Source organism: Prosthecobacter sp. GW821-HT29F12 (genome assembly GCF_058803405.1).
In genome coordinates, this window is sequence record NZ_CM179517.1 from 6,292,740 (window position 1) to 6,313,247 (window position 20,508).

Below are 20,508 nucleotides of genomic sequence, written 5' to 3' on the forward strand. Positions count from 1 at the left end.
TCACGCTGCCGCCTTTTGGTCCACGGCCTCAGCGATCGAGTTCACACTCTGCAGGATGCGCTTGGCCTGATCCTGATCGGCCATTTTAAAGCCAAAGTGTTTTTCGATCATCACCACGAGCTGAAGGGCGTCCACGGAATCGAGGCCGATGCCTGCGGGTCCAAAGAGAGGGGTGTCATCGCCGATTTCATCTGCGGCCATGTCGAGCATGAGTTCGCTGATCATTAGTTCCTTGAGGCGCTGGCGGGTCGGCATGCAGGGGATACGTTTCGTAGGGTCTAGAGGGTAGGCTAAAGGAGGCCTCCGTCAATTTTTAGGGTCGAACCAGTGATATAGCTCGCATCCGGGCTCGCAAGGAAGAAAACTGCCGCTGCAATCTCCGCCGGTTTGGCAAAACGGCGCATGGGGAGCTGCATTTTGAGCGCTTTGAGGTGCTCCGGGGTCCAGTCGGCCGGCAGTCCTCCCTCAATATAGCCGGGGCAGACCACATTCACGGTGATGCCCATCCGGGCTGATTCTTTGGCCAGACTTTGTGTCAGGCCGATCACTCCAGCCTTGGCGGCGGCGTAGTTGGTTTGTCCCGCCGGCGAAGAAATGGCGCTGAGCGAGGCGATGTTCACGATCCGCCCCTGCCGCTCCCGCATCATCCCCGGCAAAACCGCCTGGCACCCGTGGAAAACGGCGTTCAGGTTGGCATCCAAAACGCGCGACCACTGATCCTGCGCCATGTTGGCCAGCAGCGCATCTTCATGGAAGCCGGCGTTGTTGATCAGGACGCCGAGAGGTGCGGCTTTGGTTTCGATTTCGGTCACTGCTGCCTTCCAATCGTCAGCAGAGGTAATTTCGAGTGTCACTAAATTTGCACGGTCCGAAAATCGTCCGGCCAGCTCCTGCGCCCGCTCCCGTCGCTCACGCACTCCGAGAAACACACGGCAGTCTTCCTCCCGTGTCAGGAAAAATTCGGCAATGGCAAGGCCCAGCGCTCCGTTCGCGCCGGTGATCAAAATACTACGACTCATCGTCAAGCATTGGAGTTCGCCGGGAGGAGTTGCAAGTCACTTCCTCGCCCCACTCCAGACCTGCGGCGATCGGACGCCCGGCCGTGCCTCACCGCCGGGGACCACGATTTGGTCCTTCCAGCGCACGGCATTGGTCGTGACGAGCGAAAAGGGCACCTCGCCCGCCTGGCTCCACGTCTGCGTTTTGACGTCGAAGACCAGAATCGACCTTGGGAATCCGGGATGCTTTTCCTTGGGCTCGAAATTGACGTTGGCTCCGTCATCACCGCCCAGAATGTAGATCTTGCCATCGATCACGGGAGCCGGATTCGGAGCCGCCACGGCCACGCGGGGCATGTCCGGCAGCTTTTTCCAGCCGGTGGCCGGTTCGTAAGCCCACGCATCGTTCAGCCATTCGCGCTCGGGCTTGCCATCCTTTCCCGCATGCAATGCCGCCCCGCTGAACAGGTGAACCATTCCATCCACCGCAGCCATGCAGGCCAGGATGCGTGGCTTGCCAGGGCAGGGGGGCAGTTCCCGCCACGCTGCGCCGGGCTGTTTCAGATCGAGCGACCAAAACGTGCTCATAGCTGTCGTCGCCGTCGGTGTTTCGATTCCACCGCAAATGTAGACCACACCCTCGCTCTCGCACCCGCACATGAAGGCGCAGGGCTTTGGCAGCGGTGGCAGTGGGCCGGCTTTTGGCACCCAGAACACCTCACGGAAGTGCTCCGTGGCATTGCCACCGCCAAGGACGATCCAGCCGGCGGGAGTCGTGATGCCCACCCCGTAGCCGTTGGGTTGGGGCAGTTTTCCCACCACCCGCCAGGTTCCGTCGGGCTTCTCCAGCGCGAAGAGCGTGTCATACCACACCTTCGTGCCTCCCTCCCATGGCATCTTGTCGATGAAATGCGTGCCCCCGGCGACCATGAGCGTGCCATCCACCACCCCGGCAAACGAACCGGCGAAACCGCGCTCATCAGGCAGAGCAGGCAGTGGCGTCCATTGCAAATCGGCGGCGGAGGCGGTCAATGTGAGGGACATGAAACAGAGCAGCGGGCGAAGCATGACCGGCACATAACGTCGTTTTGATGATAGTTCCGGCACATTGAGTGCTTATTTTGGCATACTCTCATGCTCACTCTTTCAGGCAAATCCCACGGCAAGTTCTGCGATGGCGTCTCGCGTCGCGACTTCCTGCGCATCGGCGGCCTCGCCATGGGCGGTCTGTCGTTGCCAGAACTGCTGAAGGCCGAGGCGGAGGCGCGCACGGGCCGCAGCTTCAAATCCGTGATCATGATCTACATGTGTGGCGCGCCGCCGCATCAGGACATGTATGATTTGAAGATGGACGCGCCGCTGGAGATCCGCGGCCCCTACAAACCCATCAAGACCGCCGTCCCCGGCATCCATATCTCCGAGCACGCTCCCCGCCTCGCCAAGATCATGGACAAGCTGGTGCCGATCCGCAGCATGTACGGCTCGCCGAACGGTGCGCACGACAGCTTCATCTGCTACACCGGCAAGCCACCACCACCGAACGGTGGCGGCGCCCCCGTGGGTCGTCTTTCTGATCCTCCCTCTTTGGGCTCTGTCGTTTCCAAGCTCAAAGGTCAGGCGGATCCCGCCATGCCCGCCTTCATCGGCCTCGCTCCCAAGGCCGGTCATCCACCCTACGGCTCGCCAGGACATCCAGGCTACTGCGGCAACACGCATGCCGCCTTCCGCCCAAACGGCGCGGGCATGGATGATCTCCAGCTCAATGGCATCACGCTCGACCGTCTCGAAGACAGGCGCTCCCTGCTCACCGGCTTTGACAAATTCCGTCGCGAACTCGACGCCAGCGGCCTCGTCGGCAGCATGGACTCCTTCAATCAGCAGGCCCTGAATGTGCTGACCTCCAGCAAGCTGCTCACCGCGCTCGATTTGAATCAGGAGAGCCTCAAAACCCGTGAACGCTACGGCAAAGGTGATCCCAAGAACTACGGCGATGGCGCTCCGCTCAATCTTGAGCACTTCCTCCTCGCTCGACGTCTCGTCGAAGCCGGGGCGCGCGTGGTCACGCTGAATTTCGGCCGCTGGGACTTCCACGACAACAACTACCCGCAGCTCCTGCGCCATCTGCCGCTCTTTGATCAAGGCATGAGCGCCCTCGTGGAAGATCTGCATGAACGCGGCCTCGACAAAGACGTCGCCGTTGTTGCCTGGGGCGAGTTTGGACGCACGCCGATGGTGAACAAGGACGGTGGTCGCGACCACTGGCCCCGTGTCGGCGGCGCTTTGCTTGCGGGTGGCGGTATGCGCACAGGTCAGGTCATCGGTGCCACCGACAGACTCGGCGGCGAACCCACCGAACGTCCCGTCCATTTCGGCGAAGTCTTCGCCACGCTCTACAAGCACATGGGCATCGACACCGTGAAGACCACGCTCAACGATCTGACCGGCCGGCCGCAGTATTTGGTCGATGGCTGGCAGCCCATGCCGGAGCTGATTTGAAGCGGAAGGCGGCTTGCCCATGCCCCCTTCAGGCATTACAGGTGGCCATGTATCCAATCAAAACGACTATTCCAGAAGGGCTGGTCCTCAAAGAAGGAGATGAAGCCGATCTGCGTGTGGTGGTTCAGGATGGCGCGATTGTGGTGACCAAAATTTTGCGAATCAAATCGGCAGCGGATGTATCAACCGCTGATCACACGATCAAGCTGGGTGCCTGGAATCGGAAGTAGTCCGTTTGGAAAGGCTTTGCCATGGCGCGCGTATGTGAAGGTGCATGTCCTTGCCCCATCCAGCGCATCCCGTTTCCCGCCGTGAAGTGATTCAGGCCGGGGCGGTGGGACTTCTGGGTCTCGGCATGAATCATCTCAGCGCCCTCCAGGCCATGACGGCGGCCACGCAACCGCCACGGGCCAAGTCCGTGATCTACATCTTCCTTTCCGGCGGACTCGCGCAGCATGAAAGCTTCGACATGAAGCCGGACGCCCCCATGGAGATCCGGGGCGAGTTCAAGCCCATCCGCACCCGTACCCCAGGGCTGCACATCTGCGAGCACCTGCCCAATCTCGCACGCATCTCGGAAAAGTGGTCGCTGGTGCGTTCGCTCACCCATGGCAGCAGTGATCACTCGCTGGGCCATCACATCATGCTGACGGGGCGCAGTGATGCGCCGCTGGGCTTCGATCCTTCAAAGCCGAAGAAGTCCGATCATCCCAGCATGGCGGCGCTGGCCACCGCGCTGCTGCCGAAGCGCAAAGACAACCTGCCACCCGCCATTGTGCTGCCGGAAAAGCTCGTGCATCGCGAAGGCCGCACGCTCGCCGGGCAGTTCGCAGGCACGCTTGGCGCGCAGCATGACCCGTGGTTCCTGGAGATGTCGCCCTACCACCCGAAGCACTATGGCGCGTATCCAAACTACCTGTTCCATCATGAGCGCGGTTTTGAAACAGACCCGACTTTGCGCTTCCAGGCCCCGCATCTTTCGCTGCCGCAGGGACTCACCATGGATCGCGTGATGGACCGCGTTTCACTGCGCAATGCCTTGGAGCAGCAAACCAATGATCTCACCGCGCTCGCCGGTGATGAAGCCTTTGATTCCACCCGGCAGGCGGCCATCGGCCTGCTCAGCAACCGCAAGGTGCATGATGCTTTCAGCCTGGAAAAAGTGGATCCCAAAATGCTCGATCGCTACGGTCGTAACAGCTTTGGCTGGTCCCTTCTCATGGCCCGCAGGCTGGTGGAAAGCGGCGTGCGCATGGTGCAGGTGAATCTCGGCAACAGCGAGACCTGGGACACTCATCAGGCCGCCTGGGGAAATCTGAAAAACTACCTGCTCCCGCCGATGGATCTGGCCGTGAGCGCCCTGCTCGAAGATCTCGACGCCAGCGGTCAGCTCGATGAGACCCTCATCATCATGGGCGGCGAATTTGGCCGCACGCCCAAAATCAAGAGCATCTCCGCCACCGCCCTGCCGGGCCGTGATCACTGGGGCCACGCCCAAAGCATCCTTCTCGCCGGCGGTGGCATCAAGGGTGGTCGCGTCATTGGCTCCACCGACAAACACGGCGGCTATCCCGCCAGCGATGCGCAGACGCCCGAAAATCTCGCCGCGACGATCTATGAGGCTCTGGGCCTGCCACGCGAAACGATCTGGAAAGACTTCACCGGCCGCCCGCACACGCTGTACATGGGCTCGCCCATTGGCGGGCTGACGTAACGCATCAAGAGCGTTTGAGCTTGTTCCAGCCCTCGGCTCGCTGTCGAGGCAGTTTCCGCCACTCCGGCACCTGCGCGATGGTCTGCTCCATCAAATCGGCGCATTGCTCCGCGATCGTCACCAAAGTGTCCCGCATGCCCGCGCTCTCGGCGATTTCGATCATCGCATCAAATTCCAGCCCACCGCTGACACGTTTCGCCTCCTCGCTGTCGCGTTGCACCACACGCAGCACATCGGTGGTGTGATACGGCAGCCAGCGGCGGTTTTCGGTAAGCACCGCGGCCAGTAGTGATTGCAGCTCGGGCTTCCAACCGTCATCGAACAGTTGAGCAAGCTCACCGCGTTTCTCGCCAACACGCATGGAGTGCGGCTGGATTGTCTCCACGGGCGTCGCCGCCATGTCACGGAAAGTTTGAATCCAGTCGACTCCCAGCTCGCCGCCAATCGTGTGAAACGTGAACTGATCCTGCACGATGCGGTTTCGCGGGGTGTAAACGCCATCGAGCAAATGCATCCGAATGCCCGGCTGGATCGACTTGATCAACGAGTCTCCCACAATGTGCACCATCCAGCCCAGCGCATAAGCCAGACCGCGCTCAGAGCTCATGTCATCACGAATCGCCCGGGAGCAATAATCCGCCAGATGGTCCCAGGGCACACGCAGATTCACCTCCGGTTTTGCCCAGCCGAATACGAGATGCGCACGGCCATAAAACAGCTCGTGAATCTCTTTGGGCCGGTAGCTGCGCCCATCATGTTCCAGCGTCCAGGGCTTCACCGCGCCGCCTGTGATCGGGCTTTTTTCCAACGGCACCGTGCCAAAGCCAACCTCACGACCGGTATCGACGCAGACCGCTTCCGGCATCACCTGGATGTCGCATCCGAGATACGCGCCGCAGAGGAAGCTCGGCAGATGTCTCTCGATGATCGGTGTGATGGGCAGCCCTCGTCCTTTCGCGGCTTTAGCCGCGAGGATGCCATACATCGTGTGTCCGATCAGCCCGCTCATGTTTTAACCAAACGCCGGCTGTGTCACCGGTCTGGCAAGAGTCCCATCCCTCGCTCCGTAGGTTTAAGGTCCTCCAACAGATCATGCTCAATCTATACTCCCATCCCAGCGGCGGTTATTGCGATGGCGTGTCACGTCGAAACTTTCTCAATATCGGCGGACTCGCCATGGGCGGACTGTCGTTGAATGATGTGCTGCGTGCCGAGTCCGTGCAGAAGACCGGCAAGTCACACAAGGCGGTGATCATGATCTTCCTGCCCGGCGGACCGTCTCATCAGGACATGTTCGATATGAAGCCGGACGCGCCGAGTGAGATTCGCGGCGAGTTCAAACCGATCTCCACCAACGTCCCCGGCATCCAGATTTGCGAGCACCTGCCGCGTCTTGCGAAGATGATGGACAAGTGCACCCTCATCCGCTCGCTGGCCGACTGCGACTCGCGTCACGATGCCTTTCAGTGCCTCACCGGCCGCAGCACCAAGCAGCAGCCTCCCGGTGGCTGGCCTTCCCTCGGCTCCATCGTCTCGCGCTTGCAGGGCAGCACCAATCCCGCCATGCCGCCCTTCGTTGGGCTCGCACCCAAGATGGGTCACATGGAATGGGCCCGCACGGGTGAGCCAGGCTATCTCGGCGTTGCGCATGCACCCTTCCAGCCAAATCGCGGCGGCGGCACAGAAGACATGTCACTCCGTGGCATCACTTTGGATCGTCTTCGTGATCGCAAGTCACTGCTCTCCAGTTTTGACAATCTGCGGCGTGATCTCGATGCCACCGGCCTCATGGGCGGCGTGGATGTCTTCAATGAGCAGGCGCTCAATGTGCTCACGAGCCCGAAGCTGCTTCACGCGCTCGATTTGAGCCGTGAAGACCCGCGTGTCGTCGAGCGCTATGGCAAAGGCGAAAACCGCAATCGCGACGACGGCGGTCCGCGTCTGCCCGAGCACTTCCTAGCCGCACGCCGTCTCGTCGAAGCTGGCGCTCGTGTCGTCACGCTCGCCTTCAGCCGCTGGGACTACCATTCCAATAACTTCGGCCAGTTGCGCGAAGATTTGCCGCTGCTCGACAGCGGACTTTCCGCCCTCATTGCCGATCTGCACGAGCGCGGCATGGACAAGGATGTCTCCGTCGTCGTCTGGGGAGAATTTGGCCGCACGCCGCTGATCAACGCCAAGGGCGGCCGCGACCACTGGCCGCGCGTCGCATCGGCACTTCTCGCCTGCGGCGGCATGCGCCACGGTCAGGTCATCGGTGCCACCGACAAACAAGCCGGCGAACCCACGGAGCGTCCCGTCGCTTTTGGCGAGGTCTTCGCCACGCTCTACAAGCAGATGGGCATTGATGTCACCAAGGCCACCCTCACCGATCTCACCGGCAGACCGCAGTATCTGGTCGATAGCCATCTGCCGATGGCGGAGCTGGTGTGAAAGGTTCAAGCCGGAAACTCACGCTCCTTTTAATCTGCAAGACAAGATTTCAGTTCTCACCCCGTAGTTTGACCCATCATGAATCTGAAACGCGCCACCCTCATCGCCGCACTCTCTGCCGCCGCACCTTGTTTTGCGGCCGAAGCTCTGCGCCCGCTGAATTTTGCGAACGACATCGTTCCCATCCTCACCAAGGGCAGTTGCAACTCCGGCGGTTGCCATGGCAAATCGGGCGGACAGAACGGCTTCAAGCTCTCTCTCCTCGGCTTCGAACCCCAGGAAGACTATGAGCACATCGTCAAGGAAGCGCGCGGACGTCGCGTGTTTCCGGCCTCGGCGGAGCAGAGTCTGCTGCTGACCAAAGGCACCGCACAGCTCCCGCATGGCGGCGGCAAGAAGCTCGATCCAAAATCTGAGGACTACGCCGATCTGGCTCGCTGGATTCGCGAAGGCATGCCCTATGGCAAGGACAGCGATCCTAAAATGGCGAGCATCAGCGTCGAGCCCGCCAAGCTCACCATGCCTCTCAAAGGCGCGCAGCAGCTCAAGGTCACCGCACACTACACCGACGGCAGCACTCGTGACGTCACCAAGCGCGCGCTGTATGAAGCCAACGAAAAAGCAATGGCCGAGACCAGCGAAACCGGCCGCGTGCAGCTCTTTGATCTCCCCGGAGATGTCGCCGTGATGGTCCGCTATCAGGGCAAAGTGTCCACCTTCCGCGCCACCGTACCCCTCGGCGCTCCGGTGGAAAAACTGCCGGCATCCCGTGGTTTTGTGGATGATCTCGTCTTCGCGAAATTGAAGACCATCGGCATGCCGCCATCCGACATCTCTGATGACGGCACCTTCATCCGTCGCGTCACTCTCGACATCACCGGCCGTCTGCCCACCGCCGCAGAAATGAAAGACTTCATGGCCTCCAAAGATACGGCAAAACGCAGCATCCTCATTGATCGCCTGCTCGACAGCCCTGAATACGCCGAGTACTTCGCCAACAAGTGGAGCGCCCTCCTGCGCAATCAGCGCACCCAGCCCAATTTTGCACGCGGCAGTTATCTCTTCTACTCGTGGATTCGCGACAGCATCGCCGACAACAAACCTTACGATCAGTTCGTGCGCGAGGTCGTCTCCGCTTCCGGTGATCTCGATCAAAATCCCCCTGTCGCCTGGTATCGGCAGGTCAAAGAGATGAAGCAGCAGATGGAGGACGTCGCCCAGCTCTTCCTCGGCACACGCATGCAGTGTGCGCAGTGCCACCATCACCCCTTTGAGAAGTGGAGCCAGCAGGACTACTACGGCTTCGCCGCCTTCTTCAGCAACGTCAGCCGCAAGCCCTCGACTTTTGCCGGTGAAGAAATGATCTTCAACAAGCGCGGTGTAGCCCAGACCACGAACATTCGCACAAAGGAGGCCGTCACCCCCACCAGTCTTGGCGGCCCAACTTTGAAACTGAAGCCTGAACAAGATCCACGCCGTGCGCTCGCCGAATGGATGAGCCAGAAGGACAATGCGTTCTTTGCCCACACGCTGGTGAATCGTTACTGGAAGCATTTCTTCAACCGCGGCCTCGTCGAGCCCGAGGACGACATGCGCGAGACCAATCCGCCGGTGAATCCCGAGCTGCTCAGCGCCCTCGCGGCGGACTTCGTGAAGAGCGGCTACAATTTGAAGCAGCTCATCCGCACCATCACCAACTCCACCACCTACCAGCTCAGCGCTGTTCCAAACACTTACAACGCCAAGGACCGTCAGAACTTCAGCCGCTACTATCCAAAGCGTCTCAATGCCGAAGTCCTCTACGATTCCGTCAACACGCTGCTCGATGTACAAACGAATTTCGCCGGCCAGGCCCCCGGCACGCGCGCCGTCTCTCTGCCTGACAACAGCTACAACCAGAGCACCTACTTCCTCAGCGTCTTTGGCCGTCCCGACTCCTCCAGCGCCTGCGAATGCGAACGCACCCAGGAGGCCAGCCTCGCGCAGAGCCTCCATCTTCTGAATGCCGCCGAAATCCAGACCCAGCTTTCCCGTGGCAATGGTCGCGCCGATACCCTCACGAAGGACACGCGCCCTGATGACGACAAGATCTCCGACCTCTACCACATCGCCCTCAGCCGCGATCCCAACGCCGCCGAAATCAAATTTGCCCACGCCCACCTCGACAAGAAGACCGCGGGCAAAACCGGCGATGAAGCCTTCAAAGGAAAAAAGGAAGCCTATGAGGACATCCTCTGGGCGCTGCTGAACACGAAAGAGTTCCTCTTCAATCACTAAGCGTTCATGCCATGCCCCGCTCCAATTTTCAGTTCTCAGTTCTCAGTTTACAATTTTCAGTCCTGCTGGCTTTCTCTGCCCCAGCGTTCTCTCAGGCCACATTTCCATCTCCGACGCTGACATCGGTTGCTCCTCTCGGGGCCAAAGCCGGCGCCACCTTGGAACTCACCTTGCGTGGTACGGATCTCGAAGGGCCGCAGTCGGTCCTGCTCAATGAGCGCACCATTCCGCTCAAGAGCGTCAAGCCGAACGTCTTCAGCATCACGCTGCCCGCAGACCTGAAGCCTGCCCTTTACGATTGCCGCTTCGTCGGCCGCTACGGTGTCTCCAACCCGCGTGTCTTCGAGGTCACCACGCTTGATTCCATCGACTCCTCCGGGGCAAACGCCAAACCTGACAAGGCGCTCAAAGTCAGCCTCAATTCTGTTGTTGAAGGCTGCTTCAAATCCAATTCGCCCCACTGGTTCAGTTTGGATTTGAAAAAGGGGCAGCATCTCACCGCCACCTTTGACGGACGACGTTTTGACACACGCACCGAGTTGCTCGGAGCTTTGCTTGCACCCACCGGGCGCGAACTGGCCCACATGCGTGCCGGAGCCCTCGCCTTCACCGCCACGGCCGATGCCACCTATCTCCTGCGCATCAACGAGCTCATGTATCGCGCGGGGGATGATTACGGTTACCGCATCACGCTTTCGTCTGCGGCCCCTCCGGCTCCAAGGACCGTCAAGCTTGAGGACGTTCGCCCCATCCAGATCGGCCAGACTGTTCGGGACTACTTCCTGCCTGTAGGTCTGCCACAGACCTTTGATCTGCCCTTCAAAGCGGGTGAAAAATTCATCATTGAGGTGCATTCCCATCAGCTCGGCCATGCCACCGATCCGCATCTGGTCATTGAAAGTCTGGCCAAAGATTCGGCAGGCAAAGAAACGCTCAAACCGCAGGCGGAAGTCGCTGATGCACCAGCTATCGTGCCCGCCCCCAGCATCAACCTTCCCAGCCGCGATCCCTCGTATGCCTATGAAGCAAAGGCGGACGGCGCCTTCCGCATCACCCTCAGCGACAATTTCGCCACCACCCAGCCTTATGAGCTGCGCATTCTCAAAGAGGCGCCGAAGTTCGAAGATCTCATCGCCCTCAATGCCATCCTCCCCGGAGCCAAGACCAAAGGAGGAGAGATCGGCAGCGCCAATGTCCCGCGTGGTGGCATCGCCGCGTTGGAAATCATCGCTCCCAATCGCAATGCCCTGAGCGAGCCCCTTGAACTCAAGGCCGACAAGCTCCCTGCGGGTGTCACCTGCCTCGGCGGCTTCATCGGCAAAGGCCAGTCTCTGGGATACGTCGCGTTTCAAGCAAGCGCCGATGCCCCGGCTGGAGCCAGCCTCCTCAGCGGAATCCCGCACAGTCGCTTCGTGTGTTATCCGGTGGCTGACGCCGCCCGTGACAACGTCCTCTATCGCACCGCCGGCGCACCTGCGCTCGGTGTCAGCGCACAAGCCGCTCCTGCTTTTGTGCAGACGGAGAAGACGGACATCCTCGAAGTCGCTGCCGACGCCAAACTCGAAATCGCCCTCAAAGTCACCCGTCATGCCGACTTTACCGATGCGCTCAAACTGAAGGTTCTCGGTCTCATGGATGTCGCCAAAGCTCCTGAAGCCGACATCTCCGCCAAAGCTGCGGCTGGCAAATTCACGCTCGATGTGAAAGCGCTCAAGCTCGCCCCAGGCGACTACGGCTTCATCCTCCAAGGCCCGGCTAAAATGAAATTCCGACGTGGCGTCGAAGAACTCAACGCTGCCGAAGCCGACGCCAAAAAAGCCGTTGAAGCGCAGGTTGCAGCCAAAAAGCAGCTCGATGCCGCGAACGCGGACGCAACGCCGAAAAAGGCCGAACTCGTCAAAGCAGCCACCGCCGCTCTCAAGACGGCGGACACCACCAAGGCCGCCGCTGACAAGCTCGTCAAAGACCTCACCGCGAAGTCTGCAGCCAAAGACGCCACCTTCATTGTCTATTCCAATCCCATCCGCATCCGTGTGAAGGAGGTCGCCAAAAAATGAGAATCATCCTCCCATTCATCATCCTCAATTCGTCTTTTGTCATGGCCGCGGCTCCCGCGCCCATCGACTACGACCAGCAGATCCGTCCATTCTTGAAGGACAACTGCATCGCCTGCCATAACAAGACCACCACCAAGGGCGGCCTCAACATGGAGACCCCGGAGCTCATGGCGAAGGGCGGCGAAAGTGACAAAGGCATCATCCCCGGCAAAGGCGCGGAGAGCGTCATGTATCAGGCTGCGGCTCATACCTGGGATTCCGAGATGCCGCCGAAGGGCAACAAGGTCGGCGCAGTGAATCTCACTCCCGAGCAGCTCGCACTCTTCAAAGCGTGGATTGATCAAGGCGCGAAGGCCTCCCCCAAAAAAGTGCAGATCATCGCATGGGAGCCTCTGCCAGCCGGCTTGCAGCCCATTTATGCCATCGCCGTTGCTCCCTTGGGGGACTTTGCTGCGGCAGCTCGGGCAAACCAGATCAGCATCTACCATCTGCCCACCCAGAGTCTCGTCACCAAGCTCACGGACGAAACTTTGCTCAAAACCGGCCTCTACAAACAGCCCGGTGTCGCCCATCGCGATCTCGTGCAGTCTGTGGCTTTCAGCCCGGACGGCACTCGCCTTGCCACCGGTAGCTTTCGTGAGGTGAAGCTGTGGAAACGCAACGCCCCCGCAGTTCCCGCCTTCGCCCCTTCCGCCAAATTCACCGCAACGCAGGAGGCGGACAACTCCATCAAGCTGACCGAAACCGCCGGCGGCAAGCTCATCGCCCACATCAAATCCGATCTTGCCACCGAGCAGGCCCTTGCTCAGCGCACGCTCACCGCCGTGCGTGCGGCGCTGGAAGAGACGTATCAAGGTGCAGCCATCAGGACAGCCGAAAGAGCTGTCACTGAGCAGACCGATCGCCTGAAGAAAGCCAACGAACTCGCCGAGCTCGCCAAGAAGGCCCTCGAAGAAAAGAAGAAGGACATCAAGCCCAAGGAGGACGCCAAGGTCGCAGCCGATAAAGCCGCCAAGGAAATCGCGGATGAAGTGGCTAAAGCCAGCGCTGGCAAACCCGATGAGGCTTTGGCCCAAAAGCAGGCTGCAGCGCAGGCCAGTCTTGCCAAAGCCACAACCGACCTCTCTCAGGCTCAGGCCGCTCTCCAACGCGCCGAAGCAGCCTTGGCAACTGCTGCTGCCGAAATCAAACTTGTGGCCACCAGCGATGCAAAAAAGGCGGCTGCTCTGACCGATCTCGTGGAACTCGCGAAGACGGGCCTCGAAGAAAAACGGAAGACCCTCAAGCCCAAGGAGGATGCCAAAGCCGCGGCAGAGAAATCAGCGAAGGAAATCGCTGATCAAATCGCCAAGACTCCCAAAGGCAAACCCGACGAAGCACTGGCCAAAAAGAACACCGATGCTCAGGAAAAGGCCACGAAGGCCGCCGCGGATCTCAAACTCGCGCAGGAAGCCTTCACCCGTGCCGAAGCCGCGATCACCGACACGGCTAACGAAATCAAACTCGTGACCGAAAATGAAAAGAAGGCCAAGCAGGCCGTCATTGATGAGAAGGCTCGCCTGGAAGTCGTGAAAAAGGAGGCCGTGAACGCGAACGCTGAGCGTGACCTGATTGCCAAAACACTCGCCACGAGCCTCAAGAAAGCCAAGTCACTGCAGTTCTCCGCAAACGGTCTCGAACTCATCGCCGAACAAGACAGCGGCCCGCCGCTCGCCTGGAGCACCACGAATGGCAAACCCATCGCGCCGGGCAGCACGAGTGCGACTTGGACCCTCGAGCGCACCTTTGGCACCGGTGATGGCAATTCCCAGATCACCGATCGCGCCAACAGTCTCGCTTTCAGCCCCGACGGAAAAACACTCGCCATCGGCAGCGGCGAGCCCTCCCGCAGCGGCGACATCACACTCTGGGACGTGGCGACTGGAAAGCTCACCACGAACTATGCCGAGCGCCATCTCGACAGCATCTTCGCGCTCGACTTCTCCCCCGATGGCAAGCTCCTCGCCTCCGGCGGCGCAGACAAAGCTGTGCGCATCACTGACTTGAGCACGGGCAAAGTCGTGAAAGTGTTTGAAGGTCACACACATCACGTGCTCGGCCTTTCATGGCGTGCCGATGGCCGCGTGCTGGCCAGCAGCGGCGCTGACAACGTCGTCAAAGTCTGGGACTGGACTACCGGCGACCGCCGCAAGAGCGTCGATGGCTGGGACAAGGAAGTCACCGGCATCCACTATCTCGGTGCCGCAGATCAGATCGCCACCAGCGCTGGCGATACCAAACTCCGCCTCATCACCAGTGATGGAGGCGAGGTGAAAAAACTGGCGGGTAGCACGGGCTTCCTCCAATCACTTGCCACCACCAAATCCGGAGATGTCGTGCTTGGCGGTGATCAAGACGGATTTGTTCGCGCTTGGGATGTCGCCACAGCGAAGGAAATCGCTGTCTTCAAGCCCTGAGTCTCAATCTGAGCATGGAGTGAAGCCGGAAGAAAGGACGCTGGTAGCGTTGCGTTAGCTTGTTGTATTCAGCAAGCCAACTCCCAACCGCCATGCGCCATTCTTATCTCCATTTTCTTCCCGTCCTCGCCGCCGCACTTTTCGTTCCCAGCTTGGGCAAAGCAGAAATCGCCGTGAAAAGCGGTGAGAAAATCGCCTTCCTCGGTGACTCCATCACCGCAGGCGGCTGGGGCAGCCCCGCAGGCTATGTGCGTCTGGTGATCGCTGGCTTGGAAGCCAATGGCATCAAAGCCGAGGCAGTTCCAGCAGGCATCAGCGGTCATAAATCCGATCAGATGCTCGCCCGCCTGGACAAAGATGTGCTGAGCAAAAAGCCGCAGTGGATGACCCTGAGCTGCGGCGTGAACGATGTCTGGCACGGTCCACGCGGCGTGCCTCTCGATGAGGCCATGGCGAAGAGCGGCACTTACGATGACAAGGTTGCCACCCGCGGCACCTACAAGAAAAACATCACCGCGATCATCGATCAGGCGCAGGCCGCAGGCGTGAAGCCGGTCATGCTCACCGCGACCGTCATTCAGGAAAATCTCGACAGCAAAGAGAACGGTCTGATCGCGCCTTACAATGCCTTCCTGCGTGAACTCGCGAAGGAAAAGAAAATCCCGCTCGCAGATCTGAACGCAATGTTTCAGGAGCGCATCAAGGCCGAGAACAAGCCCAACGTGAAAGTGCTCACCAGCGATGGCGTTCACATGAATGTCGAAGGCAACAAGCTCATGGCAATCGGCGTGCTGCAAGCTCTCGGTCTCAATGCGGCCGAACTCGACAAAGCCAAGGCCTCCTGGCCGCCGCTCGAAGCCGCCAGCATCATGGCGGCGCAAAAAGCCGCTGAGGCGAAAGCCAAAGCTGCTGCCGAAAAGAAAGCCAAGGAAGCTGCGGACAAGGCCAAAGGCGTGAAGGCACCGAAGTAAGCATGAAGGCATTTCTTTTCACCACCCTGCTGCTGGCTCCTCTGTCAGCCTTTCAAGCCGCCGATACTGCCGCACCCCGTGATGACGCCGCGTGGTTGCGCGAAAAAGGCCAGATGATCTTTCATGACGCCTTCGAGCGTGAGGAGAATGGAAATCTCGCCAAAGCCATCGGCAATGGCTGGAACAGCGCCACGGCAGACCGTGTGCCACAGATCAAGATGGCCGATCTCGACGACGGCATCCTGAAAATCGCCAGCGCCTCCAAGGAGGCCGGGCATGCCGCGCACATTCATCACGAGGCCGGATTCACCGACGGCGGCGCAGTGGTTCGCTTCCGCTTTCCCGGTCTCTCCAAAAGTGAGTCACTTCAGCTTGGCTACGTGGACCGCGAATTGAAAGGCGTACACGCCGGGCACCTCTGCTACGGCATTTTGAGTCAGAGCAGCATCACGCTGATCGATCAAAAAACCGGTGTCATGAACCTGGAAGTCAAAAAGAAGCGCGATGATTTCCTCGCCCGCAAAGAAAAACTGCCCGCTGACTTCGAAGCCCTGCTCAACTCCAAGAAGGTGGTCGTCCCATGGAAAGCCGACACTGAATGGCACGAGCTCGTCCTCGTCACCGAAGGCAACGAAATGCGCCTCAGCCTCGACGGCAAAGTCATCGCCAGCCATCACTCGGAAGGCTACGCCCATCCGATGAAACGCTGGTTCAGCTTCCTGGTGCCGAACACCGTGTGGATCGACGACGTGAAAATTTGGAAAGTGAAGTGATCGCCATGAAGCCCGTCCACATCGCCATCACGGCACTCCTTCTCACTGCCACCTTCGCCTGGCGCTCCATTGCCGTCGAACCCTCCGCAGAGCGTCTGGTAGTTCTCACCTTTGATGACTCCGTGGCCAGCCACGCGACCTTCGTGGCCCCTCTGCTCAAGAAGCAAGGTTTCGGCGCAACCTTCTTCATCACCGAGGGCTTCGAATTCCTCGTGGACAAGGAGCACTACATGACCTGGGAGCAGATCCAGGCACTGAACGCAGAGGGCTTCGAGATCGGCAATCACACTCGCAAACACGCCGGTGTGGCCAAGCAGAAGCCGGAGCAGCTGGCAGCCGATGTCGAGTTCATCGAGCAGCAGTGCGCGAAATATGGCATCCCAAAACCGGTGAGCTTTTGCTATCCCGGTTATCAGACCAGCGAGGCTGCGGTGAAGCTCCTGCGCGAGCGCGGCTACCAGTTTGCACGTGCTGGAGGCGCTCAGGCCTTTGATCCCACCAAAGATGATCCGCTCACCCTGCCACAGGCATTCGATGGCAAGCCCGACAGTACGCTGGAGCAGTTCAAGGCCGCCGTGGCACAGGCGAAAGATGGCAAGATCGCCGTGATGACCTTCCACGGCGTGCCCGACATCAAACATCCATGGGTCAACACAGACCCGGCAAAGTTTGAGAGCTACATGCAGCACCTCAAAGACGAAGGCTGCAAGGTGATCGCCCTGCGAGATGTCGCCAAAGTCGCTCAGCGGCGCCGCAATTGAGTGCGAGATTGACCGTAGAAGCGTCCTAGCAGCGCGTTGATGGAGTCGCTTCTTTTCCACCTCAGAAGCCATCGCTTCATGAAACACCTGCGCCATTTTCTGTTCGCCTCAGCACTCCTGCCCATCGCAGACACAGCTGCCGAGACCTTTCTCGTCAAAGACGGTCAGCCCCTCGCGGAAATTGTCATCGCCGACAAACCTGCGCGCGCAGTAAAGATCGCCGCGAATGATCTGCAAACCTACGTGGAGAAAATCAGCGGTGCCAGATTGCCCATCGTCACCACACCCGCCGGTGGTCCTGTGGTTGAAATCTATCTTGGCAAAAGTGCGCATACAGACAAGCTCGGTATGGCAGATGAAGATCTGAAGCATGGGGCCTTTCGCATGATTTCAGGTGACAAGCACCTCGTTCTTCTGGGCCGCGACCGCGACTTCGTTCCCCATGAGCCATGGCCGCGCTTCGCCAAGGACAACGAGCGCGTGCTGAAAGAGTGGGATGCACTGACAGGTGAAAAGTGGGGCATGGACACCAATTTGATCCAGCTCTACAAACAGCAGAACAAGGAGCTCGATATATGGGAGCAGGATGAGCGTGGCTCCCTCAATGCCGTGCATGAATTCCTTCGCAGCCTCGGTGTGCGCTGGTATCTGCCGGGCGAAATCGGCGAGATCGTCCCAAAGCACGCCAGCATTTTGCTGCCCGTGGTGGACAAAACAGTGCGCCCCGACTTCGCGCTGCGCTACCCCTATCAGTATGGCAAACGTTTCAGCGGCAAGAACGAAGAGACACTGTGGCAGCTCCGTCTGGGTCTGAATCAAGCTCCTGACCTCATCGGCCAGGGCTACATCGCTCACGGCACCAACTACGTGCACATGCGCCCGGAGGTCATGCAGGCCCACCCGGAATATTACACCTTGGTCAATGGCAAACGCGACATGGCGGACCGCGGCAAGCCCTGCCTCTCCTCCTCCGGCCTCATGGAGCAGAATGTGAAATACGTACGCGCCATGTTCGACAAGATGGACATGCCCGTCGTCTCCGTCATGCCTGCGGACGGCTACACCGCCATGTGCGAATGTGATTTGTGCAAGGGCAAGGAAACACCGGAGCGCGGTGGCTTCGGCCGCTTCTCCGACTACGGCTGGGCCTACATGAACGGCGTCGCTCAGGAGCTCATGAAGACGCACCCGGACCGCAAAATCATCTGCATGGCCTACGGTGCCACCGTCCTGCCTCCTCTGAAAATCGAAAAGCTCAGCCCAAACATCGTGGTATGCGTGGCGCAGAGCCGCTCCTCATTTCAGGAAAGGGAAAAGCGCGAGTGGATGACCGATCTGCGCCGCGACTGGCTGGCAAAAATCCCCGCAGGCGGTGCGCAGTTCTGCCAATACGACTACTACCTCCATCCCCGCGAGGAGCGCGCCTTCGCCTTCATCCCTGTTTACTTTCCCCACGCCATCGCCGAGGACCTGCGCGCACTCAAAGGCAAATCACTCGGCGACTACATCGAGGTGTATCGCGCGAAGGACCTGGATGCTTTCGGCGTGAACGCCCTCAACCTCTACGTGACCACACGCCTGTGGTGGGATTCCAGCCTGGATGTAGATTCCATGATCAATGAATACTGCGCAGACATGTACGGTCCGGCACAGGAGGAGATGAAGGCCTTCATCGCCCATGGTGAAGCCTCATGGATGGACATGCTCAGTTCTCCGGAGAGCATCACGCAAACCTTTGCGCTGCTGGCCAAAGCTCAGGCAAAAGCACCGGCTGGTTCGCTCTATGCAAAACGCATCGCCCTCATTGCAGGCTACATCCAGCCGATGATCGCAAAACGTGATCAGATGCTCCGCAGTGCCGGTCGCGAAAATGCGCGTACCGTGCGCGTCAGCGACCGTGACGGCTCCAAGATCAAAATCGACGGACGTCTCGATGAAGAGGTGTGGAAAAAACTCTCCGGGTATCAGCAGGGCGACCTCCTGGACTGCACCACCGGCAAGCCGGCGCGCGACAAGAGCCGCATGGGCTTCTTCTGGCACGACAACTCCCTCTATTTCAGCATCCGCTGTGACGACCGCGATCTCAAAAATCTGAACATCACCGGCAGTCAGCGAGATGATCCGCACATCCTTGATGGTGATCATGTGCAGCTTCTCATCGAAACCCAGTCGCATGCCTTTTATCAGATCGCCGTGAATCCCAAGGGGCTGGTGCTGGATGTGGATCACGCCGGCTCTCCGAAGCCCGCATGGTCCGCTGGTGCGGAGATCGCCGCCCTTCATGGCGAGGGATTTTGGAGTGTCGAGATTCGCCTGCCAGTGGCCGGAGACATGCAGGCCGCCGTGGATGCACTCAATGGCGTCTCCGGACGAAAACCGGCTGCTACGTATCCCTGGTTCTTCAACATCACTCGTCAGCGCGTGCGCGGCACCGTCACCGAGCGCTTCGCCTTTTCACCCACGGAAAAAGCAGACTTCATGGATCCTGCCAAGTTTGGACGCATGGGCGGCTACCTGCCACGCGGTACCGCATGGGAGGAAGAGAAGAAGAAACGCCTGGAGACAAACGGGGCCGGTTTGAAACAAGAGTGAGATCACGAACGATCCTTATCCATTCATCCCACCATGAAGCATCTTCTTTCACTCCTCATCGCCTGCACGCTCGCATCGTCCTTGCAGGCCCAGAACATCAAACGCGACATCCCCTATGTCGAAAATGGTCACGCACGCCACGTGCTCGACATCTACTCCCCTCCGAACGCCAAAAACCTGCCCGTCGTGTTCTGGATTCACGGCGGCGGTTGGACGCAGGGCAATAAGACAGACGTGAAGCTCAAGCCTCAGTGGTTCATGGACAAAGGCTTTGTCTTTGTCTCCACCAATTACCGCCTCCTGCCCGAAGTGGACATGGGCACCCTCATCCGTGACGTCGCCAAAGCCTTCGGCTGGATGGAAAAACACATCGCTGAATATGGCGGCGATCCCAAACGCGTGCTCGTGGGCGGTCACTCTGCCGGAGCCCAGCTCGCGGCCATCATCTGCACGGATGACCGCTATCTGAAAGCAGAAGGCGCCACGTTCGACTGCCTCATCGGCTGCGTGCCCGTGGATGGCGACACCTACGACGTTCCCGCCATCATCGAGACAGCGGAGACACGCCTCCGCGTCCACCATCTGCCACCCCGCGTAAACGGCCACCGCGAAAAATTTGGCGGCACACCCGAAAAGCACATCGACTTCTCCGCCGTCACCCATGTGGCCAAAGGCAAGGGCATCCCGCCATTCCTCATCCTCCACGTTGCCGCCCATCCAGACACCAGCGCTCAGGCCGCACGCCTTGGCAATGCACTCAAGGAAGCCGGAGTGCCGACCACTGTCTTCGGCGCCAAAGACACCAGTCACGTGAAGCTCAACGACGACCTTGGTCTGCCAGACGATCCCGCAACGAAGGCCCTGGACACCTTCGTGTCTGGAGTGCTGAAAAAATGACCGCATCGGCTCATGTCCGATTCAGCCAAAATCATGTCTGTATCATGCTAAGGCCGGTGGTTGTATAAGCAGGGGTGCCAACC

At 59.6% G+C, this 20,508-nt stretch carries 16 protein-coding genes; 12 read left to right on the plus strand and 4 right to left on the minus strand.

The features are described 5' to 3' along the window. Genes AC3RLQ_RS26030 through AC3RLQ_RS26040 form a run of 3 tightly spaced genes read right to left on the minus strand, consistent with a single transcriptional unit; the run spans window position 1 to window position 2,066 of the window. Window positions 1–255 carry a phosphopantetheine-binding protein gene (locus AC3RLQ_RS26030; protein ID WP_422317303.1) on the minus strand — a complete coding sequence of 85 codons (255 nt, stop codon included), beginning with the start codon at window positions 253–255 and terminating at the stop codon, window positions 1–3. 35 nt (window positions 256–290) lie between these two features. Then, entirely contained in the window at window positions 291–1,019 is a 729-nt protein-coding gene (gene fabG, locus AC3RLQ_RS26035) for a 3-oxoacyl-ACP reductase FabG (protein WP_493031597.1), read from the minus strand. A 36-nt stretch (window positions 1,020–1,055) separates the two neighbouring features. Further along, the gene (locus tag AC3RLQ_RS26040) at window positions 1,056–2,066 is read right to left on the minus strand and encodes a galactose oxidase (protein WP_493031598.1); all 1,011 of its coding nucleotides are present in this window, start codon (window positions 2,064–2,066) and stop codon (window positions 1,056–1,058) included. A 66-nt stretch (window positions 2,067–2,132) separates the two neighbouring features. Between AC3RLQ_RS26040 and AC3RLQ_RS26045 the strand changes: the two genes are divergently transcribed. From AC3RLQ_RS26045 to AC3RLQ_RS26055, 3 genes are read left to right on the plus strand one after another with little or no spacing between them, the layout of a single operon-like run. Beyond that, entirely contained in the window at window positions 2,133–3,494 is a 1,362-nt protein-coding gene (locus tag AC3RLQ_RS26045) for a DUF1501 domain-containing protein (protein ID WP_422318143.1), read from the plus strand. A gap of 47 nt (window positions 3,495–3,541) precedes the next feature. Beyond that, a complete protein-coding gene (locus AC3RLQ_RS26050) occupies window positions 3,542–3,724 on the plus strand; it encodes a hypothetical protein (RefSeq protein WP_422318141.1) in 183 nt (60 codons plus the stop codon). Between the two features lie 44 nt (window positions 3,725–3,768). Next, a complete protein-coding gene (locus tag AC3RLQ_RS26055; RefSeq protein WP_493031599.1) occupies window positions 3,769–5,208 on the plus strand; it encodes a DUF1501 domain-containing protein in 1,440 nt (479 codons plus the stop codon). 4 nt (window positions 5,209–5,212) lie between these two features. Here the strand turns inward: AC3RLQ_RS26055 and AC3RLQ_RS26060 are convergent, their stop codons facing one another. Then, window positions 5,213–6,217: a hypothetical protein gene (locus AC3RLQ_RS26060; RefSeq protein WP_493031600.1), complete on the minus strand. Its 1,005-nt coding sequence runs from the start codon at window positions 6,215–6,217 to the stop codon at window positions 5,213–5,215. Between the two features lie 83 nt (window positions 6,218–6,300). Here AC3RLQ_RS26060 and AC3RLQ_RS26065 point away from each other — a divergent pair, with 83 nt between their 5' ends. The 9 genes from AC3RLQ_RS26065 to AC3RLQ_RS26105 all read left to right on the plus strand — a co-directional run bounded on the left by AC3RLQ_RS26065 (window position 6,301) and on the right by AC3RLQ_RS26105 (window position 20,425). Beyond that, on the plus strand, window positions 6,301–7,641 hold the full coding sequence (locus tag AC3RLQ_RS26065) for a DUF1501 domain-containing protein (RefSeq protein WP_493031601.1): 1,341 nt from the start codon (window positions 6,301–6,303) through the stop codon (window positions 7,639–7,641). Between the two features lie 78 nt (window positions 7,642–7,719). Continuing rightward, window positions 7,720–9,918, plus strand: a complete 2,199-nt coding sequence (locus AC3RLQ_RS26070) for a DUF1549 and DUF1553 domain-containing protein (protein WP_493031602.1) — start codon at window positions 7,720–7,722, stop codon at window positions 9,916–9,918. Between the two features lie 158 nt (window positions 9,919–10,076). Continuing rightward, on the plus strand, window positions 10,077–11,975 hold the full coding sequence (locus tag AC3RLQ_RS26075; protein ID WP_493031603.1) for a hypothetical protein: 1,899 nt from the start codon (window positions 10,077–10,079) through the stop codon (window positions 11,973–11,975). Further along, the gene (locus tag AC3RLQ_RS26080) at window positions 11,972–14,431 is read left to right on the plus strand and encodes a WD40 domain-containing protein (RefSeq protein ID WP_493031604.1); all 2,460 of its coding nucleotides are present in this window, start codon (window positions 11,972–11,974) and stop codon (window positions 14,429–14,431) included. Before AC3RLQ_RS26075 ends, AC3RLQ_RS26080 begins: the two co-directional genes overlap by 4 nt. Window positions 14,432–14,523: 92 nt before the next feature. After that, window positions 14,524–15,402, plus strand: coding sequence for an SGNH/GDSL hydrolase family protein (locus AC3RLQ_RS26085; protein ID WP_493031605.1), 879 nt, complete (start codon window positions 14,524–14,526; stop codon window positions 15,400–15,402). A gap of 2 nt (window positions 15,403–15,404) precedes the next feature. Beyond that, window positions 15,405–16,175, plus strand: a complete 771-nt coding sequence (locus AC3RLQ_RS26090) for a family 16 glycoside hydrolase (RefSeq protein WP_493031606.1) — start codon at window positions 15,405–15,407, stop codon at window positions 16,173–16,175. A 5-nt stretch (window positions 16,176–16,180) separates the two neighbouring features. Next, complete coding sequence (locus AC3RLQ_RS26095; protein WP_493031607.1) at window positions 16,181–16,936, plus strand: polysaccharide deacetylase family protein; 756 nt, start codon at window positions 16,181–16,183, stop codon at window positions 16,934–16,936. 78 nt (window positions 16,937–17,014) lie between these two features. Next, window positions 17,015–19,528, plus strand: a complete 2,514-nt coding sequence (locus tag AC3RLQ_RS26100; RefSeq protein ID WP_493031608.1) for a DUF4838 domain-containing protein — start codon at window positions 17,015–17,017, stop codon at window positions 19,526–19,528. 33 nt (window positions 19,529–19,561) lie between these two features. After that, entirely contained in the window at window positions 19,562–20,425 is an 864-nt protein-coding gene (locus AC3RLQ_RS26105; RefSeq protein ID WP_493031609.1) for an alpha/beta hydrolase, read from the plus strand. The last annotated feature ends 83 nt before the right edge of the window (window positions 20,426–20,508 follow it).